The organism is Cochleicola gelatinilyticus, from assembly GCF_001637325.1.
Classification (GTDB): domain Bacteria; phylum Bacteroidota; class Bacteroidia; order Flavobacteriales; family Flavobacteriaceae; genus Cochleicola; species Cochleicola gelatinilyticus.
The window spans coordinates 40,544-61,447 of record NZ_LRXL01000045.1 but is presented as its reverse complement, the minus strand read 5'-3'; the positions used below and the strand labels follow the sequence as shown (position 1 = coordinate 61,447).

22 protein-coding genes are annotated in these 20,904 nt (G+C 35.9%); 8 read left to right on the top strand and 14 right to left on the bottom strand.

The annotated features are described in order from the left end of the window. Window positions 1–3: 3 nt before the first annotated feature. The 12 genes from ULVI_RS10850 to ULVI_RS10800 all read right to left on the bottom strand — a co-directional run bounded on the left by ULVI_RS10850 (window position 4) and on the right by ULVI_RS10800 (window position 10,352). Window positions 4–1,224 (bottom strand): class I SAM-dependent rRNA methyltransferase, encoded by a 1,221-nt coding sequence (locus ULVI_RS10850; RefSeq protein ID WP_068592715.1) that lies wholly within the window; start codon window positions 1,222–1,224, stop codon window positions 4–6. Window positions 1,225–1,231: 7 nt separating this feature from the next. Beyond that, a complete protein-coding gene (locus tag ULVI_RS10845; RefSeq protein ID WP_068592713.1) occupies window positions 1,232–1,744 on the bottom strand; it encodes a thioredoxin family protein in 513 nt (170 codons plus the stop codon). A 54-nt stretch (window positions 1,745–1,798) separates the two neighbouring features. Then, window positions 1,799–2,047, bottom strand: coding sequence for an acyl carrier protein (locus ULVI_RS10840; protein ID WP_068592711.1), 249 nt, complete (start codon window positions 2,045–2,047; stop codon window positions 1,799–1,801). 3 nt (window positions 2,048–2,050) lie between these two features. Next, complete coding sequence (locus ULVI_RS10835; protein WP_068592709.1) at window positions 2,051–3,325, bottom strand: beta-ketoacyl-[acyl-carrier-protein] synthase family protein; 1,275 nt, start codon at window positions 3,323–3,325, stop codon at window positions 2,051–2,053. Continuing rightward, window positions 3,318–3,797, bottom strand: coding sequence for a 3-hydroxyacyl-ACP dehydratase FabZ family protein (locus ULVI_RS10830; protein WP_068592706.1), 480 nt, complete (start codon window positions 3,795–3,797; stop codon window positions 3,318–3,320). The genes ULVI_RS10835 and ULVI_RS10830 overlap by 8 nt, the downstream gene beginning before the upstream one ends. 49 nt (window positions 3,798–3,846) lie before the next feature. After that, entirely contained in the window at window positions 3,847–4,899 is a 1,053-nt protein-coding gene (locus ULVI_RS10825; protein ID WP_068592704.1) for a type III polyketide synthase, read from the bottom strand. 15 nt (window positions 4,900–4,914) lie between these two features. Then, a complete protein-coding gene (locus ULVI_RS10820; protein WP_068592700.1) occupies window positions 4,915–5,634 on the bottom strand; it encodes a methyltransferase domain-containing protein in 720 nt (239 codons plus the stop codon). Next, window positions 5,631–6,758 carry an NAD(P)/FAD-dependent oxidoreductase gene (locus tag ULVI_RS10815; RefSeq protein ID WP_068592698.1) on the bottom strand — a complete coding sequence of 376 codons (1,128 nt, stop codon included), beginning with the start codon at window positions 6,756–6,758 and terminating at the stop codon, window positions 5,631–5,633. The genes ULVI_RS10820 and ULVI_RS10815 overlap by 4 nt, the downstream gene beginning before the upstream one ends. Before the next feature lie 93 nt (window positions 6,759–6,851). Continuing rightward, window positions 6,852–7,559: an OmpA family protein gene (locus ULVI_RS10810; protein WP_068592696.1), complete on the bottom strand. Its 708-nt coding sequence runs from the start codon at window positions 7,557–7,559 to the stop codon at window positions 6,852–6,854. Next, complete coding sequence (locus ULVI_RS10805) at window positions 7,559–8,038, bottom strand: lipocalin family protein (RefSeq protein WP_068592694.1); 480 nt, start codon at window positions 8,036–8,038, stop codon at window positions 7,559–7,561. The genes ULVI_RS10810 and ULVI_RS10805 overlap by 1 nt, the downstream gene beginning before the upstream one ends. 46 nt (window positions 8,039–8,084) lie before the next feature. Then, entirely contained in the window at window positions 8,085–8,246 is a 162-nt protein-coding gene (locus tag ULVI_RS15340) for a DUF1328 domain-containing protein (RefSeq protein ID WP_082830848.1), read from the bottom strand. Between the two features lie 99 nt (window positions 8,247–8,345). Further along, the gene (locus ULVI_RS10800) at window positions 8,346–10,352 is read right to left on the bottom strand and encodes an alpha-ketoacid dehydrogenase subunit alpha/beta (RefSeq protein WP_068592691.1); all 2,007 of its coding nucleotides are present in this window, start codon (window positions 10,350–10,352) and stop codon (window positions 8,346–8,348) included. A 142-nt stretch (window positions 10,353–10,494) separates the two neighbouring features. Between ULVI_RS10800 and ULVI_RS10795 the strand changes: the two genes are divergently transcribed. From ULVI_RS10795 to ULVI_RS10780, 4 genes are all read left to right on the top strand, one after another. Next, a complete protein-coding gene (locus tag ULVI_RS10795; protein WP_068592690.1) occupies window positions 10,495–11,445 on the top strand; it encodes an isopenicillin N synthase family dioxygenase in 951 nt (316 codons plus the stop codon). A 43-nt stretch (window positions 11,446–11,488) separates the two neighbouring features. Next, the gene (locus ULVI_RS10790; protein ID WP_068592688.1) at window positions 11,489–11,821 is read left to right on the top strand and encodes a translation initiation factor; all 333 of its coding nucleotides are present in this window, start codon (window positions 11,489–11,491) and stop codon (window positions 11,819–11,821) included. 114 nt (window positions 11,822–11,935) lie between these two features. Beyond that, the gene (locus tag ULVI_RS10785; RefSeq protein ID WP_068592686.1) at window positions 11,936–12,817 is read left to right on the top strand and encodes a nucleoside phosphorylase; all 882 of its coding nucleotides are present in this window, start codon (window positions 11,936–11,938) and stop codon (window positions 12,815–12,817) included. Then, on the top strand, window positions 12,814–13,668 hold the full coding sequence (locus ULVI_RS10780) for a substrate-binding domain-containing protein (protein WP_068592684.1): 855 nt from the start codon (window positions 12,814–12,816) through the stop codon (window positions 13,666–13,668). The genes ULVI_RS10785 and ULVI_RS10780 overlap by 4 nt, the downstream gene beginning before the upstream one ends. Before the next feature lie 207 nt (window positions 13,669–13,875). Here the strand turns inward: ULVI_RS10780 and ULVI_RS10775 are convergent, their stop codons facing one another. Continuing rightward, the gene (locus ULVI_RS10775) at window positions 13,876–15,312 is read right to left on the bottom strand and encodes a CotH kinase family protein (RefSeq protein WP_068592683.1); all 1,437 of its coding nucleotides are present in this window, start codon (window positions 15,310–15,312) and stop codon (window positions 13,876–13,878) included. Between the two features lie 28 nt (window positions 15,313–15,340). Further along, window positions 15,341–16,006 (bottom strand): uracil-DNA glycosylase, encoded by a 666-nt coding sequence (gene ung / locus ULVI_RS10770; protein WP_068593095.1) that lies wholly within the window; start codon window positions 16,004–16,006, stop codon window positions 15,341–15,343. Window positions 16,007–16,044: 38 nt separating this feature from the next. Here ung and ULVI_RS10765 point away from each other — a divergent pair, with 38 nt between their 5' ends. The 4 genes from ULVI_RS10765 to ULVI_RS10750 all read left to right on the top strand — a co-directional run bounded on the left by ULVI_RS10765 (window position 16,045) and on the right by ULVI_RS10750 (window position 20,897). Beyond that, window positions 16,045–18,219 carry an endonuclease MutS2 gene (locus ULVI_RS10765; protein ID WP_068592680.1) on the top strand — a complete coding sequence of 725 codons (2,175 nt, stop codon included), beginning with the start codon at window positions 16,045–16,047 and terminating at the stop codon, window positions 18,217–18,219. Between the two features lie 59 nt (window positions 18,220–18,278). Beyond that, complete coding sequence (locus ULVI_RS10760; protein WP_068592678.1) at window positions 18,279–18,686, top strand: thiol-disulfide oxidoreductase DCC family protein; 408 nt, start codon at window positions 18,279–18,281, stop codon at window positions 18,684–18,686. Window positions 18,687–18,816: 130 nt separating this feature from the next. After that, on the top strand, window positions 18,817–20,196 hold the full coding sequence (locus tag ULVI_RS10755) for a sensor histidine kinase (RefSeq protein ID WP_068592676.1): 1,380 nt from the start codon (window positions 18,817–18,819) through the stop codon (window positions 20,194–20,196). Beyond that, window positions 20,193–20,897, top strand: coding sequence for a response regulator transcription factor (locus tag ULVI_RS10750; protein ID WP_068592674.1), 705 nt, complete (start codon window positions 20,193–20,195; stop codon window positions 20,895–20,897). The genes ULVI_RS10755 and ULVI_RS10750 overlap by 4 nt, the downstream gene beginning before the upstream one ends. The last annotated feature ends 7 nt before the right edge of the window (window positions 20,898–20,904 follow it).

Below are 20,904 nucleotides of genomic sequence, written 5' to 3'. Positions count from 1 at the left end.
TGATTAATTAATGAAACGATAATAACCACATTTTAAATAGGCTCCTTCAGAAAAAGAAATAGGATGATCAATATCGTGGTTCGTCTTTTGTACAACGTTATAATTTCGATGCTGAGAATTAAGAACTGTTTCGTTGATGGCAAAAAACGCTTCAGAAGTAATGCGTGAAGAACATGATGCCAAAACTAGCAACCCATTTTTCGCGGTAAGTGCAATTCCTAGTTTCGCTAATTGTGAATATTTTTTTTTAGCAATATCCACCTCTTTCTTACTCTTCGCGAATGAAGGAGGATCGATAACTACCACGTCGAAGGTTTTCTTTTGCTCTATAAGTTGTTGCAAGACAGTAAACGCATCACCTGCAAGTGTGGTATGTACCCCTTTAAATTCATTAAGTTTTCCATTTTCTACAGCCAACTCTAAGGCTTGTTTGCTAATGTCTACACTTGTAACTTCGGTCGCTCCATTTGCCAATGCGTGTACCGAAAAACCGCCAGCATACGAAAATACGTCCAATACTTTTTTACTCTTGGAAAGCAGCCCTACTTGTCTTCGATTCTCTCGATGATCTAAAAAATAACCTGTCTTATGTCCAAGAATTACATGTGCTGAAAAATGTACTCCGTGCTCAATAAAATGAACTGTTTCATTGTCTAGATTACCATAAAAAATGGTTCCATCTTTAAGCCCATAACTTTCTGTTTGCTGAAGCCGTCTGCTTAAACGAATAACTACGGCTTCGCAATTTGAAATAGTAATTAAATGCTCAATAATTTGCTCAATGTAAGGAAACCAAATAGTGGAATATAATTTAATTACAAGTACTCCCGCATAGACATCTGCAATTAATCCTGGAAAACCATCGTTCTCTCCAAAAAGTAGTCGATAACTATTGGTATTCGTTTCTAATAACTCGTGACGCAGCGAAAAGGCTCGTTCAATTCTATCTGCAAAAAAGGCTGAATTAATTTGGGCACCTCCCCCACTATGCAACATTTTGAGCCGAATTGGAGAGTCGGGATCGTATAATCCCACTCCAATAGGTTTATTTTTAGAATGACTAAAGATAATTGCAACATCCCCAGAATGTGCTTCTTTATTTATTTTTTCTATGCTTTCTGAAAAAATCCACGGATGCCCATTGCGCACACTTCTTTCTCCAGCTACATTAAGTTTTATAGCTAGGCGTTGTGGTGCAAACTTCGGAAGATGTATGTGAAACATGAACTAGTTATTCTGAACGGAATGTTTCTCCAATCATTTGAAGCTCTGTTTCCGATAAATTAGAGGTCTTCTGAAGGGTTTCAAGAAAAACACTAACTTCATTAACCGCACTAGGACAACCTAAATTATTTCCTTCAGCATCAAGCGAATCTCCAATTAAATTTCCTTTAGCATCAAAAATTAGCCAGAAAGGCAGTCCAGCTTTAACTCCTTTATGTTTTTCTAACAATTCGAAAGCTCCTGGGTTTTCCAGACCTTTTAAGCGTTTAGTTTCTTTAGTAACCAAGGTTACGATCACGTAATTTGCATCAAATAATGGAGCCAGCTCCGAATCTTTCATTTGTGTTTGCATCCGTTTACACCAACCACACCATGAAGCCTCAAATTTCACAAAAACATTTTTGTTTTCAGCTTGTGCTTTAGCGTAAGCCTCTGTTAAAAGTGTTTCGGTAGTTTCTTGCGCTTGTACATTCGATATACATAAAAATATACAGCAAAGTAATAAGAGTCTGAAATTCATAAAAATCATGATTTAGGGATTAAACAAGTTCCTTGGAAAATAGCTTCCGTTAGCTTAACTTATTTTTTTCTGAATAATTGCAATGGCATCATTCATTGTTCTTAATTGCTCGATATCGCTATTTTCAAGTTCTATTTCAAACTCATCCTCTACATCGAGTACGACATCTACAAGGTGTGCAGAGTTTATATTAAGCTCATCTGTTAGATCACTATCGGGCTGTATCGTATTAGTATCAACATCTTCTGGCAAATATCGTTTTATAATAGGAAGCAGTTTAGCATAAATAACTTCGGTGGTCATAGTTTATTTTTTTTTAAAGATAATACAGGCATTTACATCGCCAAAACCAAAACTCGCTTTTGCAATGGTTTTTAACGTAGTTTTCACTAATTGCTTCGGAATCTTCTCAGCATCAACTTTAGATAAGATTTCAGGATGCAGATCTTCACAATTTATATTTGGAAACACAAACCCTTGATCTAATTGTAGAATTGCTGAAACTATTTCTATACTACCACTTGCTGCAAGACAATGCCCTACCATACCTTTAAGCGAATTAATGTATGGAAAGTCTTTCCCGCTTCTGTTTAATGCAGCACACCAATTGTTAATTTCTACGGGATCTTTTACAGTTGCGGTAAGATGTCCATTAATGTAATCTATTTCAGAAGGATTTATCTTAGCATTTTTTAATGCATCGGTAATACAACGTTGCACTGCTTTGTTATTAGGAGCGGTCATGCTACCTTCACCTCGTTGTCCTCCACTATTTATAGCTCCACCTAAAACTTCAGCATAGATTTTAGCTCCTCGATGCTCAGCACTTTCTAAAGATTCAAGAATGAGGGCTCCTGCCCCACTTCCAGGCACAAATCCGCTTGCTGTGGCACTCATTGGGCGAGATCCTTTCTTAGGCGCATCGTTATGTTTATATGTTATTACTTTCATTGCGTCGAAACCACCCCATAAGTAAGGTCCATCGTCGCTTGTACTTCCACAAAGCACTTGTTGCGCTTTGCCGTAGGCTATACGTTCATACGCTAAAAGAATTGCTTCGGCACCGGTAGCACATGCTGAAGAATTTGTGGTAACCACATTGCCAGCTCCAATCATGCCACCCAGATAAGCGCTAATGCCGCTTGCCATTGTTTGTACCACGGTAGTACTTCCCAAACGACGTACATTTCCTTCATCTACTTTATAAATCGCTTCTCTGAATTTGTCAACCCCACTGGTTCCTGTTCCGAAGATTATTCCCAGATCCCATAACGGATCAGCATTTTTCTCTGCGCGTTGAATCCCAGCGTCTTCCAAAGCATCAAGCCCAGCAATAACGCCATATAATATGCCGCTACTTTTAAAATTTCGAAGCTGTAATTCTGTAAAATACTCTCTTTTTCTTTCTTCAGAAATAGAGGGAATTCCGCCTATGCAGCACGAAAAGCTCAATTCTTCAAGATGTGGATAGTGTTGAATTCCAGACACACCAGAGCGTATCGCCTCATTAAATTGTGAGAGTGTTGTACCATTAGGCGCTACCACCCCCAATCCTGTTATAACAACTCGCTGTTTATCCACGTCGACTTTGTGGAATAATTACACCGCTTATAAAACCACGGCAGGCAAGATCGCCATTTTCTTTCCGCATTTCAACTTTGCATTTAAGCTTGTTAAAACGATAATACTCTTTGGTTGAAATTACGGTCACTTTCTCATTTGGAAAGACCGGTTTTTTAAAGTCGATATGTGTTTCTGCTAGAGCAATGCTTACATCAATATCTGCGGCATCTACCATTCGTATTCGGGCTCCTGGAAATTCAAGATTATAGATATAGATTCCCAGCGCTACAACGCCGATCTGTGCCATGCATTCGGTTAAAATAACTCCCGGAGTGATTTTATATTCAGGAAAATGCCCTTCATAAAAAAAGGAAGATTCAGGAAAAGTATAATGTCCGCGTGCACCATTTTCATCGACATGCTCTAGTTTGTCTACAAATAAAAACGGTTTTGCGTACGGAAGTTCATTTTGAATTTGTTCCGGTTTCATAGAGATTCTTTCATTTAGTATTTAAAGATACTCTTTTTAAATTTCAGAATTAAAATTTGAGTAACACTCTTTGTGCCGAAAATCCCGGTCCGAAACTTAACATAAGTCCTAAAGAACCTTTTTCAACTCCTCGATCCATAAAACGTTCTAACACATACAAAACTGTGGCACTGCTCATATTTCCATACAGTCGCAGTACTTCTTTGGTGTCGTCTATGTTCTTTCCTAAGCTTCCAAAAAGTTTTTCCACGGTTTGAACAATTTTTTTTCCGCCTGGATGAAAAATAAGATGGTCAATATTTTCTATCTTTTTTCCATTTTGATTTAAAAAGGGATGTACAATCTTCGGAAAATGATCTGTAATAGTTTGAGGTACTTCTTTATCGAGGATCATTTGCAACCCTGTATTCACTAGTTTAAAGCCCATCATGGTAGTAGCATCATAAAAATGATACATCGCCTCATCAATTATTTCTGGGCCCTGATCGTCCTCATTTGAAGACATTAATACACAGGCAGCACCATCACCAAAGATGGCAGCACTAACTATATTAACCATCGAATAATCTTCAAGCTGAAATGTTGCTGTTGGAGATTCTAAAGCAATTACAGCAGCCCGTTTTCCTGGATTGGCTTTCAAAAAATTTTTAGCATAAATAATCCCCGAAACCCCAGCGGCACATCCCATTTCTGTAACTGGAAGACGCACTACATCTTGCCTCATTTTAAGTTCGTTGATAAGATATGCATCTACAGAAGGAATCATGATACCTGTACAACTTACAGTAATTATATAATCGATATCGGTTGGATTCCATTGTGCTTTTTCAAGTGCTTTTTCAAGTGATCTTCGTCCAAGTTTTTTAATTTCTCGAACATAGATATCATTTCGCTCCTCAAAACTAGTGTTTAGAAAAACTTCATGTGCATCCATAATCGAATAGCGCCGATCTACCCCTGCTCCTTCAAAAATTTTCATCACTTTTCGTTGAAATCTAGAATCTTGCCCCTGCAGCCATTGTTCAACAAAGGGTAAAATCTCGGTGGTTTCTCTCGTATATGGAGGTAATTGTGTGGCTACAGTTGTTATTTTTACACTCATATGGTGTGTTTGGTATTAATTAATTGTTTTTAAAATCCATTGATATCGAAACGCCCATTTCCATCGAATTCGGGAGGTTTGCTTCGGAATTTTTTCTGAAAGTAACTCTAGTTCTTTTCGTTTAAATCCCCTAGCAATAGACACCAATCCATCATTACGAGCTGTTTTTGTTCGCAATAGAAAATGCCGTACGACCGAAAATAATACGAAAGACAATCGACTTCGTTGTAAGTCGTTAACCACAACCCCTACTTTCGATACTTCGGAAAGTTTGGTAAGTAATTGAATAATTTTAGCTTCTTCAAAATGATGTAAGAACAGAGTGCATAACGCAATATCGCATTCTGGAAGCGTCGTCGTAGGCGAAAATAAATCGTTATTTAGATATTGAATATTTGAAAAGTTACTAGATCTTTTTCTTGCTTCTTTTAAAATATAACCATTCGCATCGATCCCTATGAGTTGAAAATTATACCCATTATATTTTCCGAAACGAGCACATTGTCGAAGCATTTCTCCATCACCACAACCAATATCGATGAGGGTGTATACCTTATTTTTTGGAGCATTTTTAAGTAAATAAGCAATTCCTTTTCGGGTTACTTTATTACCACCTAATAATCTATTTACATTCTTTAGATCGGTTAATACTCGTTCCATTTCGACTCCTTGTAGGTCGAATTCATCCATAAACTCAGGTTCTTTAGAACGATATGTTGAAGAGAAATACGTCATACAACTATAGGCTTTCCGTGTGTGCTTTGTATAATCGGAGAAAGAATTGAAGGAACAATTTTAGCAATACCAAACCCAACTTTCATTGCAATAGGATGCTGTAAGATACGTTGAATACGCTCGCCTGCTTGTAATCGTTTTATAAATGTCTCGTTCCATCGTTTGCTGTATTCCTTTTCTAAGTCGGCTCTACAGACGCTTTTAGAATGATATGCTTCCAGAAACAACTCTGAAAATAATTTAGCGCTATGAATAGCCATTGCCATTCCGTTGCCACATAAGGGGTGTATTAATCCTGCACTATCACCTACCATAAAAATATGATTTTCAACAGCATTTTTAGATTGAAATGATATTTGACTTATCGTTAATGGTTTTTCGAAAATTGGAATTGCTTCGGAATAAAATTTATGAAGATGCGGATTTTGTGATAGAATTCTATTTTGAAAATCGTTGATTGAGGAAGCATTTTTAAAGGAAGATACTGTTGTTAAATAACAAGCATTCACTGCGTTTGATTCTACTTTTGAAAGTCCGCAATAGCCTCCATCGAACGAATGAAGCTGTACCGATTTTTCCGAAAGATCGTATTTATAATGTGCTTTAACAGCCATCCAAGGAGTTTTTTGCTGTATAAAAGAGCGCTTCAGATGTAGGTCGAGGTTCGATCGTTTCCCGAAAGCCCCTAGTACGTATTTGGCTTCAAAAGTAGATTTAGACTGCGTTTCTACAGTAAATCTTTCCGAAGTAAAATTTACAGTTTCAACAGATTCAAATACAAAATCGACAGTTTGTTTGCACTTGTTGTAGAGCATCTCATCTAATGCATATCGACTAATTCCGAATCCTCCAAGAGGTAAAGAGGTGTTTAACGTTGCCCCTTTTTTATTACTTATTAAAAATTGATCTATCATTTTTGCACCAGCTTGTAAAGGATCAACTCCTAAATGCTTAAGGTAAGGCAGTACTTCGTTAGATATATATTCTCCACATACTTTATGACGTGGAAAAGTATGTCGCTCTAATACTAAAATACTAAGATTATTATTGGAGAGGTGTATGGCTGCTGTAAGTCCAGCTAGCCCTGCTCCAATAATAATGAGGTCGTATTTTTTGTTATGCATTTTCTAAATGTAAAACTATGAACGATATAAAAAAAGCTCGTTCAAAAAAAATTTGAACGAGCTTCATTAAATAGATGGGTATCTACTTAGTAATTAGTTACCAGCTTCTTGCTCGGCATCTTGCTTCATTTTTTCATTCGGCACAATTACTACGTTCACACGACGGTTTTGTTGTCGTCCATCTACTGTGTTATTATCTCCAACAGGGCTTTGCTCACCAAACCAATTGGTTGTAAAACGCGAATTAGATAATCCTTTATTCTGTGTGAAATAATTGGTCACTGCGTACGCTCTATTCTTAGATAACGTCATATTATAATCGTCAGCACCCGTGCTGTCTGTATGACCAACTACCAATACATCTGTATCTGGATATTCTCTTAAAACTCCTGCAAGTTTATCGAGAGTCACTTGTGATGCTGAATTAATATTATATTTATTGGTGTCGAAATAAACTCCACTGTTTTCATCGAATGTTACAACGATTCCATCATCTACTCGCTCTACTTGAGCTCCTGGAATTTCAGTTTCAATTTTTTGCGCTTGTTTGTCCATTTTGTTACCAATAAGAACACCCGCGGTACCACCAACGACTCCTCCTAAAACAGCTCCAATTTCACCATTTCCACCTTTACCGATGTTGTTCCCAAGAATGGCACCTAAAACAGCACCTCCTGCAGCACCTATAACAGCACCTTTTTGTTTATTATTTGCGTTTTGTGTTGCTTCACAACTACTAAGACTAGCAATAAATACTAATGCTAAACCAGCTAGCGAAAGTTGTTTAAAAAATGTTTTCATTATTCTTCAATTTTAGAAAAGTTCATATTAATTTTAAACGGTTCACCTTCTAAAGTTACCGTTTGTTGCCATTGCATAGAATTAGCATTTAATTGCTTTAACTGCAATCTGAAACCTCTATCGTCTTCAGATTTATTCTTAGCATTGGTAGGCTTTAAAAGAAAATCGTACAATCCAGTATTAGGGTCAATCTCTTGTATCGTAAAAACGAAATTTCGATCTCCAGTAGGACAATTTGCGTCGTTTACCGAATATACACCTGTATTATTGTTTGGAATAAATCTCCATGTAGTTCCTTCAAAACATTCTGTCGATGTATCGTTGAACATTGTAACATTAAAATTTCCTGATTGATTATAAGTTATTTTATCAAGATTCCAATATCCTTTAATAACCTTACGTGATTCTTGTACAGTTTTGGGAACTCCGCATGCGAACATGGTAGCTCCTAAAACTAAAAGTAATATGATCTTTTTCATATTTAATTTAAGTTAAGTGATTAATAATTAAGTTGTTATTTGCTTATTATCTTCTAAAAAGTCTGGACAAAAGTGAAAGTACCAGTAATACTATGAAGATGTAAAAAATAATTTTTGCAATATCTGTAGCTCCTTCTGCAATTCCTCCGAATCCGAATACTGCTGCGATTAATGCAATGACTAAAAAAATAACGATCCAACGTACCATAATGTTTAAGTTTTGATGATTAGTAATACAGCTAAGGTACAGCAACAGGACGTTGTGTAGAGAATGTTTGTCTAAAGTTTAACAGCAAATGTTAAAGTATTAATAAGCTAGTAGGTTTATTAATGCCTCTTTAAATTTATTTTTTGGAAGATACTGAGATTCTAATGCCGCTGCAAAAGGGATAGGAGTTTCTATACTAGCCACACGCATTACTGGGGCGTCTAATTTTTCGAAACAGTGTTCTGAAATTAATGCCGATATATCGGATGCAATTCCTCCAAATAGCGAATCTTCTTGCAAGATGATCGCTTTACCTGTTTTTGAAACAGAAGCAAAGATGGTTTCTGTATCTAAAGGTGATAAAGTTCGTAGATCGATAAGATCTGCTTTTACATCTGGGAGTGTGTCTAATGTTTCGATAGCCCAATGAATTCCTGCTCCATACGAAATTATAGTAATTGCATCTCCTTCTCTTAATGTCGCTGCTTTTCCAATTGGTAATGTGTAATACTCTTTAGGAACATCTTGACGAATGCTACGATAAAGAGCTTTGTGCTCAAAGAAGAGCACTGGATTAGGATCTTCTATTGCAGTAGCCAGTAACCCTTTCGCATCATAAGGAAATGCAGGGTATACTACTTTGAGTCCTGGGGTATGTGTAAACCAAGCTTCATTAGTTTGACTATGAAAAGGACCTGCTCCTACCCCTGCACCACAAGGCATACGTATTACTACATCTGCTTTCTGATTCCAACGGTAATGTGATTTAGCGAGATAATTTATTATCGGATTAAATCCAGAAGTTACAAAATCTGCAAATTGCATTTCCATAACAGCTTTAAACCCATTAATAGATAATCCCATAGCTGCCGAAACTATGGCAGATTCACAAATAGGTGTATTACGTACACGTTCCTTTCCAAATTCTTCAACGAAACCCTCTGTAATTTTAAAAACACCACCATACTCTGCAACATCTTGCCCCATGATAACAAGATTATCATGTTTTCTCATTGAGAGTTTTAGTCCTTCAGAAATTGCGTCTATGAGTCGTATATTTTCAACATCATTAGTATGCGCAACTTCTTGGTATTTAAAGCTTGAGTACACGTCATTTAACTCTTTTGTTAAATCAGCTTCAATCGTTGGTTCTTCAAAAGCTTTCTCTAGATTTTCATCAATTTCTTGTTTAATCGCATTCGTAAAAGCTTCAATCATTTCTTCCGATAATAATTCTTCAGAAATCAAATATTTTTCAAAATTTATAAGCGGATCTTTTTCGCCCCAAAAGTCGATTAATTCTGTAGGTACATACTTCGTTCCACTTGCTTCTTCATGTCCACGCATTCTAAAGGTTTTAAACTCTAATAATACTGGACGGGGGTTTTTACGCATATCTGAAACCAACTCTTTAAGTTTGCTATAAACCTCAAGAATGTTGTTTCCTTCGATAATGTGCGATTCCATTCCGTAGCCTTTTCCTCGATCTGCAAGATGTTCACAATTATATTGTTCGCTGGTTGGTGTTGAGAGACCGTACCCATTATTTTCAATACAGAACAAAACGGGTAATTGCCAAACAGAAGCGACATTTAGTGCTTCGTGAATGTCACCTTCGCTAGTTCCTCCTTCGCCTGTAAAGACGGCGCATACATGATCATTCTTCTTCAATTGGTTTGCTAATGCAATTCCATCGGCAACACCAAATTGGGGTCCTAGATGCGATATCATTCCAACAATATTAAATTCTTGGGTTCCGAAGTGAAAACTACGATCTCGACCGTTTGTAAATCCGTTTGCTTTCCCTTGCCACTGTGAGAACAAGCGATATAAAGGAATTTCGCGGGTGGTAAACACACCTAGGTTTCGGTGCATTGGCAAAATATATTCATTCGAATTTAGCACACTTGCTACTCCTACAGAAATAGCTTCCTGTCCTATTCCACTAAACCATTTTGAGATTTTTCCTTGTCGTAAGAGAATCATCATTTTCTCTTCAATGAGGCGTGGTTTAAGCATTGCTCTGTAAAGAGATACAAGTGTATCACTATTAATATTGGTTCGGTCGTAATCGAAATGGATCTTAGGAACAATCTGAGACTTCATAGAATTGGGTTGCTTCTGAAAGATTTCAGAAAATATATATCAAATGTAGAAAAAATAGCATGTTTTCAAAGATTTTAGAGGTTTTTTTATTGAGGAATTTCCGAAGTGAATTTGGTATATTTGTACTATTAAATAAAGTATTATGAATAATATACCAAGTGTAGATCTTGCCGACTTCCTTTCGGACGATCCAAAAAGAAAAGAAAAGTTCGTTCAGGAAATTGGAACCGCATACGAAGAGATAGGTTTTGTATCTCTTAGAAATCATTTTTTGAGTGATACATTGGTTGAAGAACTATATAAAGAAATTAAATCTTTTTTTGCACTTCCGTTAGAAACCAAGGAGAAATATGAAATAGAAGGATTAGGCGGACAACGTGGCTATGTTTCTTTTGGAAAAGAGCATGCCAAAGGAAAAAAAGAAGGGGATCTAAAAGAATTTTGGCATTTTGGTCAAGAACCAGATGCAGATGCGGATCTCCCAGAGGAATACCCTGCCAATGTTGAAGTCACCGAATTAAAAGATTTTAATCACACCGGAATGGAGGCTTACCGTATGCTTGAAAAAACTGGAATTTATGTATTACGAGCGTTGGCTTTATACATTGGTTTAGAGGAACATTATTTCGATCATTGGGCAGCCAATGGAAATAGTATTTTGCGCCCTATTCACTACCCTCCAATTACCGAAGAACCAAAAGGTGCGGTTCGTGCTGGTGCTCATGGTGATATTAACTTAATTACACTTTTAATGGGAGCTTCTTCAGGAGGCTTACAAGTTCTTCGTAAAGACGGTGAATGGATCGACGCCATACCTAAAGACGATGAATTAGTAATAAATGTTGGAGATATGTTAGAAAGACACACCAATAATAAGTTAAGATCTACCATACATCGGGTGGTAAATCCACCAAAAGAGCAATGGAACACTCCACGCTATTCTATCCCATTTTTTATGCATCCAAGAGGCGATATGCGTCTCGATTGTTTGGAGGAATGTGTAGATGACGAACACCCAAAAGCATTTGATGATATTACTGCAGGAGATTTTTTACATCAACGACTGGTAGAAATAGGTTTGATTAAAAAATAAGTAATGCATCCACTCACGTAAGAACTTTTAAAATTAATTATTTTTGAAATCGTTAGAAGACCAACTTAAAAATTTATTTCCCGAACACGAAACATCGGAAGAACCTGCGAGCCTTGAGAATAAAGAAACTCTTTGGCTTCAAGATGATCCGTTACTTTGTAAATACGAAAAGCGTAAAGGAAAACCTATCACTATTATTGAAGGATATACCGGAGCAGATAGCGACTTTAAAAAACTTGCCAAAGAAATAAAACAATTATTAAGTGTGGGTGGTAGTTTTAAAAATGAAAAAATTATCATTCAAGGTGATTATCGCGATCGCATTATGAAATTTTTACAAGAAAAAGGATTTAAAACTAAGCGCGTTGGCGGATAAAGTAAATGGTCTATTTAAAATTTTAAATTTGGCATTTTAACCCACTCAATACGATAGAAGCATGCAACATTTAGCTTCTTAAGAAACAACTCTTAAATAAACAGAAACTCAAGTTTGAAACAACCTGCCCTCACATCAAGTGAATTAATTCTCAATGACGACGGAAGTATATATCACTTAAATTTAAAACCTGCTGATATTGCAGAAACCATTATTACCGTAGGCGATCCCGATCGTGTTGAAGCAGTTTCAAAACACTTTGACGCTCTTGAGGTCGAGGTACAAAAAAGAGAGTTTAAAACACATACTGGTACCTATAAGGGAAAACGAATAACCGTTATTTCTACCGGAATTGGAACCGATAATATCGATATTGTTCTAAATGAACTCGATGCACTTGCTAATATCGATTTTAAGACACGTCGCGTTAAAAAAGACCTTACCAAACTTACTATAATTCGTATTGGAACTTCTGGGGCTATACAACCAACTATTCCTATAGATTCATTTTTAGTTACTGAAACAGCGATTGGTTTTGACAATCTGCTTCATTTCTACGGAAATATTTCTTTTACAGATTCCGCTTTTTCTGAAGCATTTGTACAGCATACTAACTGGAATGCCCATAAATCAACCCCATATGTAGTTTCAGCAGACACCGAACTATTAAAATTATTCTCTTCTGAAACCGATTTTTTAAAAGGTTGTACTGCCACCAATGTTGGGTTTTACGGGCCGCAAGGTCGCGTTCTTAGGCTTCAAACAGAAGATAACATGTTAAACGACAAACTTACCAGTTTTCAGTTTCAGAAGAAAAAAATTACCAATCTTGAAATGGAAACATCAGGAATTTATGGAATGGCGACTTTGTTGGGGCATCGTGCTATTTCATTAAATGCTATCTTAGCGAATCGATGTGACCAAACATTCAGCAAACAACCCCAAAAGACAGTTGATCTGTTAATTCAAAAAACCTTATCCATTCTAGTAGCATGAAAAATTTTAAAATTGGTGGTGTTCCAGAACACTTTAATTTACCTTGGTATTTAACACTACGTGATAAAGAATATCAAGAAGAGGATATAAATTTACGTTGGAAAGATTACTCGGGAGGTACTGGAGAAATGTGCAAAGCATTGCGCGAAGGTGAGATTGATATGGCAGTTATTTTAACCGAAGGAATGGTACGCGATATTGTTAATGGAAATCCGTGTAAAATTGTACAAGTATTTGTTGAAACACCTTTGCTTTGGGGAATTCACGTGGCTGAAAATTCAGACTATAATTCGGTTAAAGAATTAAAAGGTACTCAGGCGGCTATTAGTAGATACGGTTCGGGATCCCACTTAATGGCTTTCGTAAATGCGGAACAACAAGGCTGGAATACCGAAAAAGACCTTGATTTTACGGTAATAAAAAATCTTGATGGAGCACTAAAAAATCTTCCTGAAGGAAATGGCGATTATTTTATGTGGGAGAAATTTATGACCAAACCTCATGTAGATAACGGAACATTTCGATTGGTAGGTGAATGCCCTACCCCTTGGCCTTGCTTCGTTATTGCAGTTCGTGACGAGGTATTAGAGAAAGATGAAGACGCGGTTAAAAAAATTATTGAAATCATTAATCGAACTACTTCAGAATTTAAAGACATCCCTTCTATCGATGTGATGATTGCTAATAGATACGAATTAGAACTTAAAGATGTACAAAAGTGGTTGTCGCTTACCGAATGGAGTCAGTCACAATTAACAGATTCACAGCTCGAAAAAATTCAAACACAATTAAAAAAATTACAGCTTATCGACGATAAGATCAATAAAAACAGGGTATTACACAAATTTTAAAAAAATGATCTGTTAACGCAACCCATTTATACTTACTGCATCTTTTAAATATAAAACAGTAAGCAATATGACAATCTTTCTAATCATTTTGGGGGCCTTACTTGTTACTAACTATCTACTTTTAGAATTTAGCTGTAACGATGCTACAGATCCCGAAGTACCCGAAGAAGAGTAATTTCTTTTTTATAAGTAATAATCAGAGGTATTTTATTCTTTAAAATATCCATCTAGGTACAACAATCTATTTTCAAGCCATTCTTTAAGGTAAGTTAGGTTTTCTTCGTCGTGAGAGACATTCCATACCTTTGCATCCCTTTCATAAAAGTTGTTTTCTTTTAATTTTAAGTAATTCTCTTCTATTCGATTGCTAATTTTTTCATCACTAAACTCCCCTCTTCGCAATTCTTTCCATCGCGTAATTGCCTTCGATCTATAGTTATTCGGATTCTCATTCCACAGACGATCGAATAAATTATTACTCAAAATGTCGTTTGTTGTTGCAATTCGTTTCCCGTCTTGAATGGTTCCAAGTACGCCATCAAGATCCCACGGAACAATAAAAAAAGGAGTCTCTTTATCGTACCGAGCCATATAGTAGTTTTTTCCTAAGTTATCGGTAGCACGAATTAAATTTATGTACAAAAAATAATTCATTAAATTATCCACAACAAAATAGGAGTCAATCTCAGCTTCGAACGCTTTTGGGTTCGATTCGGCAACGAATTTAACCGCTTTATAGAAATCATCGTAATGCGCTACATAATCTTCAAAAGGATATTTCATCTCAAAACCACCCCACATCGGTAAATTATTATTAAATTCTGGAGCGCCTTTAAATGCAGTTCCATTTACATAATTCGATGCTTTAAAAAGCAATCCGTTGGCAACACCGTCTTTCATTTTCTTTAGTTTCAGTAAGGATCGGTTTATTTTTTCTGAAAAGAAATAGACACCTCGATACTCACCGTCGATAAAAAGATCTGCATAAAACCCATCGATCGTACTTCGGGCTTTGGGCTCTTCTGAAGCGTAATGCGGTTCGTACATATCTTTCCAAAGTGTCTGAGAAAAATTTGCTCTAACAAATAAGGGTTCATTGTAAAGACCGTCTAAAATCCAATCGTCTTCTTTCCGAAGATCTTTGAAGTCTATTTCCTTTTTTCCTTTCGAAATTGTATCGGTATAAAATTCTACATTAAACGATTTCTTGGGATAGGTAAGCGATAGATTTCCACGTAGCTCAATTCCTGCAGCACTGGTAAACGTAGTGTCGGCATCGTAATAATGAAACTCCGCATTTTTCTTCGGAAAATCAACAATATCATCCTTAACCGTAATTGAAAGGATCGGAGATTTTGTAACATACAAACTGAATTGTTCTTCCCCTACTGAAACTGGGTACACTTCACTGTTCGATAACGATGCTATCGGTGTTTCGAAATGATAGGTCGTATCTAATGTAATGGTGCTTAGTGGAGTTTCAGGATCACTCTCTATTGCATCTATATTAAGTACAATAATTTTTTTACTTGGATCTACCTGAAAACTTTCTGGATGAATCGAAAAAGGTGCTTTCTCTTGTGCACAACTTATATGAACACCAGAAATAACAGATAATAATAGTAGAGAAATAATTTTTTTCATAATACATATTACAATTTTGATGGCTTATTTACCATTCAATTGGCATTTTTTTAAGTTTTTTTAAATAGTCATTGGCTTTACTGAAATGTTGATTTCCGAACCAATATCCTCTATTGGCGCTCAATGGGGATGGGTGTCCGCTAGTAAGTACAAGATGCTTGGTAGTATCGATCTTGGCTCCTTTCTTCTTTGCGTATCCACCCCATAAAAGAAAGACAAGATCTTCTCGTTGTTCTGAAAGTGCACTAATCACAGCATCGGTAAACTGTTCCCATCCTTTTTTCTGATGACTGCCTGCGTTGTGAGCACGGACTGTCAACGTAGCATTTAGCAAAAGAACTCCTTGATCTGCCCATCGTTGCAAGTTTCCACTATCAGGAAGTTGCACCCCAATATTGGTTTCAAGTTCCTTAAAAATATTCTGAAGCGAGGGAGGATGAGCAATTCCATCGGCTACCGAAAAACAAAGTCCGTTAGCTTGGCCTGGCCCGTGATAAGGATCTTGTCCTAGAATCACCACTTTTACTTCATTAAAGGGTGTATGGTCGAATGCTGCAAAAATTTCATTGCCTGGCGGGAAACATGTGTGTTGTTCGTATTCGGTTTTTATATAACGAGTCAATTCTTCAAAGTAAGGTTTTTTAAATTCATCTTTTAAAACCGACTTCCAACCTTCCTCTATTTTTATCTGCATTATTTGTACTTTTACTTTTTCAAAATTAAGAATAAAAATTGCAACAGAATTCAAAGACAAAAATCCATAAAAAAACCTTAGAAGACCTTGAGTTTCCCACGGTTTTGAGTCAGGTTTCAGCATTTTGTGTAACCGAACCAGGCACACGAAAAGTAGCTGGTATTGCTCCCTATAGAAATACAAACGACATTGCGCCCGAATTAAATAGGGTAAAAGAGTTTGTAGCTTCATTCGACGGAGATAATCGAATTCCAAATCATGGTTTCGAGCCCATATTTAAAGAACTTCAGTTATTTGAAATTGAAAACAGTACGTTAGAGATCTCCGGATTTCGTCGCATTTTAAGTGTTTCAGAAACGACTAGAATATTACTTAAATTCTTTAAAAAATTTGAAGAGTTCTATATATATCTAAATGCATTTTCAGAAAGAGTTGCTTATACTGGGATGATTTCCGAAGCAATTAATAAAGTAGTTGATAAATACGGTGAAGTAAAAAATGATGCTTCACCCGAACTGGACGCCATTCGCAGAAGACTCAACTTGGTGAAAGGACAAATTAATGCCTCTTTCTCAAGAGCGTTGCAACGTTATGTAAAAGCTGAATACTTAGATGACATAAAAGAGACAATCGTCGATAATAGAAGAGTTCTTGCCGTGACTGCCATGCACCGAAGAAAAATTAAAGGCGCAGTCTTAGGTACTTCCAAAACAGGAAGTATTGTGTATATAGAACCGCAAGAAACGCTGGAATATGCCAACGAACTTAGCACTCTTGTGTATGAAGAGCAGGAAGAAGTAAAACGAATTTTAAAGGTGCTCACCGAACAAATTCGTCCGTATGCTTCATTGCTTGCCGATTATCAAGACTATCTTTCGACGATGGATGTTCTTTACGCCAAAGCAAAATATGCCATTAGTATTGATGGAGTGTTGCCGTTACTTACTTCAGAAAAAAGACTCTCTCTTGTAAATGCGTATCACCCTCTACTTTTAACAGCAAATAAAAAAAGAAACGAAAAGACATTTCCGCAAAGCATCGCACTGGAGCCAGAAAGTAGAATTATTGTGATCTCAGGTCCAAATGCAGGGGGAAAAAGTATCACTTTAAAAACCGTAGGACTATTACAAGCAATGATACAGAGTGGAATGTTAATTCCTGTGGATCCACAAAGTGAACTCTGTTTTTTCGAGCGTATTCTTACCGATATTGGAGATAACCAATCTATCGAAAACCATTTAAGTACGTATAGTTACCGATTAAAAAAAATGAATCAGTTTCTTCGGAAATGTGATAACGAGACCCTCTTTTTAATTGATGAATTTGGTACCGGAAGTGATCCCGAATTAGGTGGAGCATTGGCTGAAACCTTTTTGGAGGTATTCTACGAACGAGAAGCTTTTGGAATAATCACGACTCATTACACTAATCTGAAACTACTGGCAAACGAATTACCGCATGCCATTAACGCAAACATGCAGTTCGACAGTAAATCGCTTCAACCTTTATATAAACTTCATTTAGGAGAAGCTGGAAGTTCGTTTACATTTGAAGTTGCACAAAAAAATGGCATTCCGTACAGTCTTATTAACCGTTCGAAGAAAAAAATAGAACGCGGAAAAGTTCGATTCGATAAAACAATTGCGAACCTTCAAAAAGAACGATCGGCACTCCGTAAAACCTCTGCTTCATTAAAATCTGAAGAAGAGAAAGCACGGGGGGAAAGTAAGCAATTGGAAGAAATAAATGCTAAAGTTCAAGAGAAGTTAGAACGGTATCAAGAATTATATGATGCGAACCAAAAGATGATTAGCTTAGGTAAGAAGTTCGATTCGTTATCGGAATCTTATTTCAACAACAAACGAAAAAAACAGCTTACAGATGAATTAATGAAGCTGGTCATGATAGAAAACAGCAAACGAAAAAAGCTCGCCCCTAAAGTAAAAAAGGTTGTAAAAGCTAAAGAAAAAAAAGTTCAGCAAGAAGTAGAGAAAAAAGTTGAAGTAATTCGAGAACGAAAAAAGAAAGAAAAAGCAGAAGCTAAAAAAGCACCACCTCCAAAACCGAAAGTTATACTTAAAGTTGGCGACAGAGTTAGAATGATAGATGGGCGTGCCATAGGAACAATTGATAGCATCGAAAAGAAAAAAGCTATTGTGAATTATGGAATGTTTACCGCAGATGTAAGTATGGATGAATTGGAGAAAGTTTAAGTGAGAAATGGGGAATTAGGAAATTTAAAAAACATCTAAATCTAATTGCACTATAATTCATGGACAAAACAGAAAAACATAGCATTATTTTATTCGATGGGGTTTGTAATTTGTGCAATAGCTCTATCAATTTTGTAATTCGTCATGATCCAAAAAATCGTTTCCAATTTGCTGCTTTACAGAGCGAAATTGGAGCTTCGCTTACCGAAGAGTTTACTATAGACCCTAACGATACAGATTCTATTATTCTTATTGAGAACAATACCGCTTACGTTAAATCTACAGCAGCACTTCGCATTGCTAAAGGATTGTCTGGTGCTTATCCCCTGCTCTATGCCTTTATAATTATTCCTACTTTTATAAGAAACAAAGTTTACGATTACGTCGCAAAAAATCGCTACAAATGGTACGGAAAAAAAGATAGCTGTATGATTCCGACTCCAGAATTAAAATCCAGATTTTTATAGCTTTAATTATTATTCAACGTTTAAAAAACGTTTTTAGTTCTAATTCATATCTAGTAACAGTTAGGTTAACGATCGGTTAACGCATGCTTTTTTGTACCTTAATGGCTTATCTAACACCTACTTTTACGATATGCAATTAAAAACCAAAGGCTTAATAATAGCTGCTGTAATTACTTTATTAGCGCTTATTGCAATACAGGGGTATCTTATCTATAACTCGTATGAGCTTAAGAAAAAGACAATTACGATCGATGCCCGAAATGCTGTAGCTAAAGTTTATAATACAAAAGAAGTAGATTCAATTCTTTGGTTATATCGAAACGATTTTCTTTATCATTTAGAGGAGTATAAAAGTGGCAACCTCACCAAAGATAAAGCTGTTGAGGGTCTTCAGCAGAAAGCTAAAGAGATAAATCCTGGGTTTTTAAATCTTTACAAACAAGGGATCGAATCTCAAATTCCTGGTATCAACATTAAGTTTAAAAAACTAGTAACTAGCATCACATTAACTAATAATGATGGGAACTCTGAAACTATAATTTCAGAAGTTACTCCAGACACCATACTTCTTGTAGGTCAAAATTTTAAACAAGAAGATGCCATGCTAATTAATAATAGTACTTGGCAAAAAGACCACGAATTTTTAAATAATGGCGTACCAGATAAATTCGATCTTACCTTTAAGTCTAGTATTTACATGAATGTTACCGATTGGAACACCATATTATTTAAAGAGTTATCGGGACTTTTTATTGTTTCTAGTCTCCTTTTACTTTTTGTTGTTGCACTTCTCTATTATTCGATTCAGAATTTATTAAAGCAAAAAAGACTTGCTGAAATTAAAACCGATTTCATTAATAATATCACACATGAGTTAAAAACTCCCTTATCTACTTTATCCTTGGCTACTAAAACTCTTACAAGTTCGTATGCCCAAGATCGCACTATTGCTTCAGAAGCAGTGGAGGTAGTTAATCGACAAAACATAAGACTACAAAAACTTATCGATCAAGTGTTGCAAAGTAGCTTGGGGTATCAAGAGATTAAACTATCCAAAGAAGAACTTAATGGAAGTCTTTTTATGAAACAAGTAATAGAAGATTATCGCTTAACATTACATTCAGAAGTGAATATTATCACCCATATCGACAACACTGGAATTTTATTAAGTGCAGATAATTTTTACTTAAGTACTGCAATAATAAACTTATTAAATAATGCCATAAAATATGGCGGGAGAACACTCGTAGTGTCTTACGGAATTATAAAAGAAGAAAATGTTCATCACATAACGGTAACAGATGATGGGATTGGAATTTCAGAAAAATATCAAAAATATATATTCGATAAATTTTACCGTGTAGGGGAAAAAGACACCCATAATTTTAAAGGACTTGGATTAGGACTTTATTATACCAAACAAATAATTAAAGCACATAATGGATCAATTACAGTACATAGCCGAGTAAATCACGGAGCTACATTTATCATTAAAATCCCAATTGTATGAGCTGGAAAATATTATTAGCAGAAGATGATCAAGACTTGGGTACCATGCTAAAGCGATATCTAGAATTAAATAATTTTCAGATAAAGTGGGAGAAGGATGGAGAAAAAGCATACCAACTCTTCCAAGAAGAAGATTTTGATATATGCATATTAGATGTCATGATGCCGAGGATGGATGGGTTTTCATTAGCAAAAAAAATTGTTACCATAAAACCAGAAATGCCTTTTCTATTTCTCACAGCACGTAAAACAAAAGAGGATCGAATAAAAGGCTTAAAACTAGGAGCCGATGATTACATCGCTAAACCTTTTGAAGCTGAAGAACTCATTCTTCGAATTAAGAATATTGTTAAAAGAGTAAAGCAACAAAGTATTATAGAGCCTGATGATGAAACAAATAGTATAATAGATATTGGCAATTACACTTTCGATTATCGAAATCTTGAATTACGCATAGACAATACAATGCAAAGACTTACTGCTAAAGAAGCAAAGCTTATTTATTACCTCAATACTAATAAGAATCAACTTATTAAACGAGATGAGATACTCGCACACGTTTGGAATAAAACAGATTTCTTTTCGGGAAGAAGTATGGATGTTTTTATAAGCAGGGTTCGTAAATACTTTAAAAAAGATCCCTCTATACGCCTGCAAAGCGTGCGTGGAATAGGATTAGAATTTAATATAAACGCTAAATAATTAACTA

What these genes read in the sequence shown, in the direction of transcription:
- ULVI_RS10825 (WP_068592704.1), bottom strand. Translation starts at nt 4,899, where the DNA reads ATGAGTGTAAAAATAACAACTGTAGCCACACAATTACCTCCATATACG.
- ULVI_RS10775 (WP_068592683.1), bottom strand. Translation starts at nt 15,312, where the DNA reads ATGAAAAAAATTATTTCTCTACTATTATTATCTGTTATTTCTGGTGTT.
- ULVI_RS10810 (WP_068592696.1), bottom strand. Translation starts at nt 7,559, where the DNA reads ATGAAAACATTTTTTAAACAACTTTCGCTAGCTGGTTTAGCATTAGTA.
- ULVI_RS10840 (WP_068592711.1), bottom strand. Translation starts at nt 2,047, where the DNA reads ATGACCACCGAAGTTATTTATGCTAAACTGCTTCCTATTATAAAACGA.
- ULVI_RS15340 (WP_082830848.1), bottom strand. Translation starts at nt 8,246, where the DNA reads ATGGTACGTTGGATCGTTATTTTTTTAGTCATTGCATTAATCGCAGCA.
- ULVI_RS10760 (WP_068592678.1), top strand. Translation starts at nt 18,279, where the DNA reads ATGGACAAAACAGAAAAACATAGCATTATTTTATTCGATGGGGTTTGT.
- ULVI_RS10795 (WP_068592690.1), top strand. Translation starts at nt 10,495, where the DNA reads ATGAATAATATACCAAGTGTAGATCTTGCCGACTTCCTTTCGGACGAT.
- ung (WP_068593095.1), bottom strand. Translation starts at nt 16,006, where the DNA reads ATGCAGATAAAAATAGAGGAAGGTTGGAAGTCGGTTTTAAAAGATGAA.
- ULVI_RS10815 (WP_068592698.1), bottom strand. Translation starts at nt 6,758, where the DNA reads ATGCATAACAAAAAATACGACCTCATTATTATTGGAGCAGGGCTAGCT.
- ULVI_RS10845 (WP_068592713.1), bottom strand. Translation starts at nt 1,744, where the DNA reads ATGAATTTCAGACTCTTATTACTTTGCTGTATATTTTTATGTATATCG.
- ULVI_RS10805 (WP_068592694.1), bottom strand. Translation starts at nt 8,038, where the DNA reads ATGAAAAAGATCATATTACTTTTAGTTTTAGGAGCTACCATGTTCGCA.
- ULVI_RS10820 (WP_068592700.1), bottom strand. Translation starts at nt 5,634, where the DNA reads ATGACGTATTTCTCTTCAACATATCGTTCTAAAGAACCTGAGTTTATG.
- ULVI_RS10830 (WP_068592706.1), bottom strand. Translation starts at nt 3,797, where the DNA reads ATGAAACCGGAACAAATTCAAAATGAACTTCCGTACGCAAAACCGTTT.
- ULVI_RS10755 (WP_068592676.1), top strand. Translation starts at nt 18,817, where the DNA reads ATGCAATTAAAAACCAAAGGCTTAATAATAGCTGCTGTAATTACTTTA.
- ULVI_RS10750 (WP_068592674.1), top strand. Translation starts at nt 20,193, where the DNA reads ATGAGCTGGAAAATATTATTAGCAGAAGATGATCAAGACTTGGGTACC.
- ULVI_RS10850 (WP_068592715.1), bottom strand. Translation starts at nt 1,224, where the DNA reads ATGTTTCACATACATCTTCCGAAGTTTGCACCACAACGCCTAGCTATA.
- ULVI_RS10800 (WP_068592691.1), bottom strand. Translation starts at nt 10,352, where the DNA reads ATGAAGTCTCAGATTGTTCCTAAGATCCATTTCGATTACGACCGAACC.
- ULVI_RS10780 (WP_068592684.1), top strand. Translation starts at nt 12,814, where the DNA reads ATGAAAAATTTTAAAATTGGTGGTGTTCCAGAACACTTTAATTTACCT.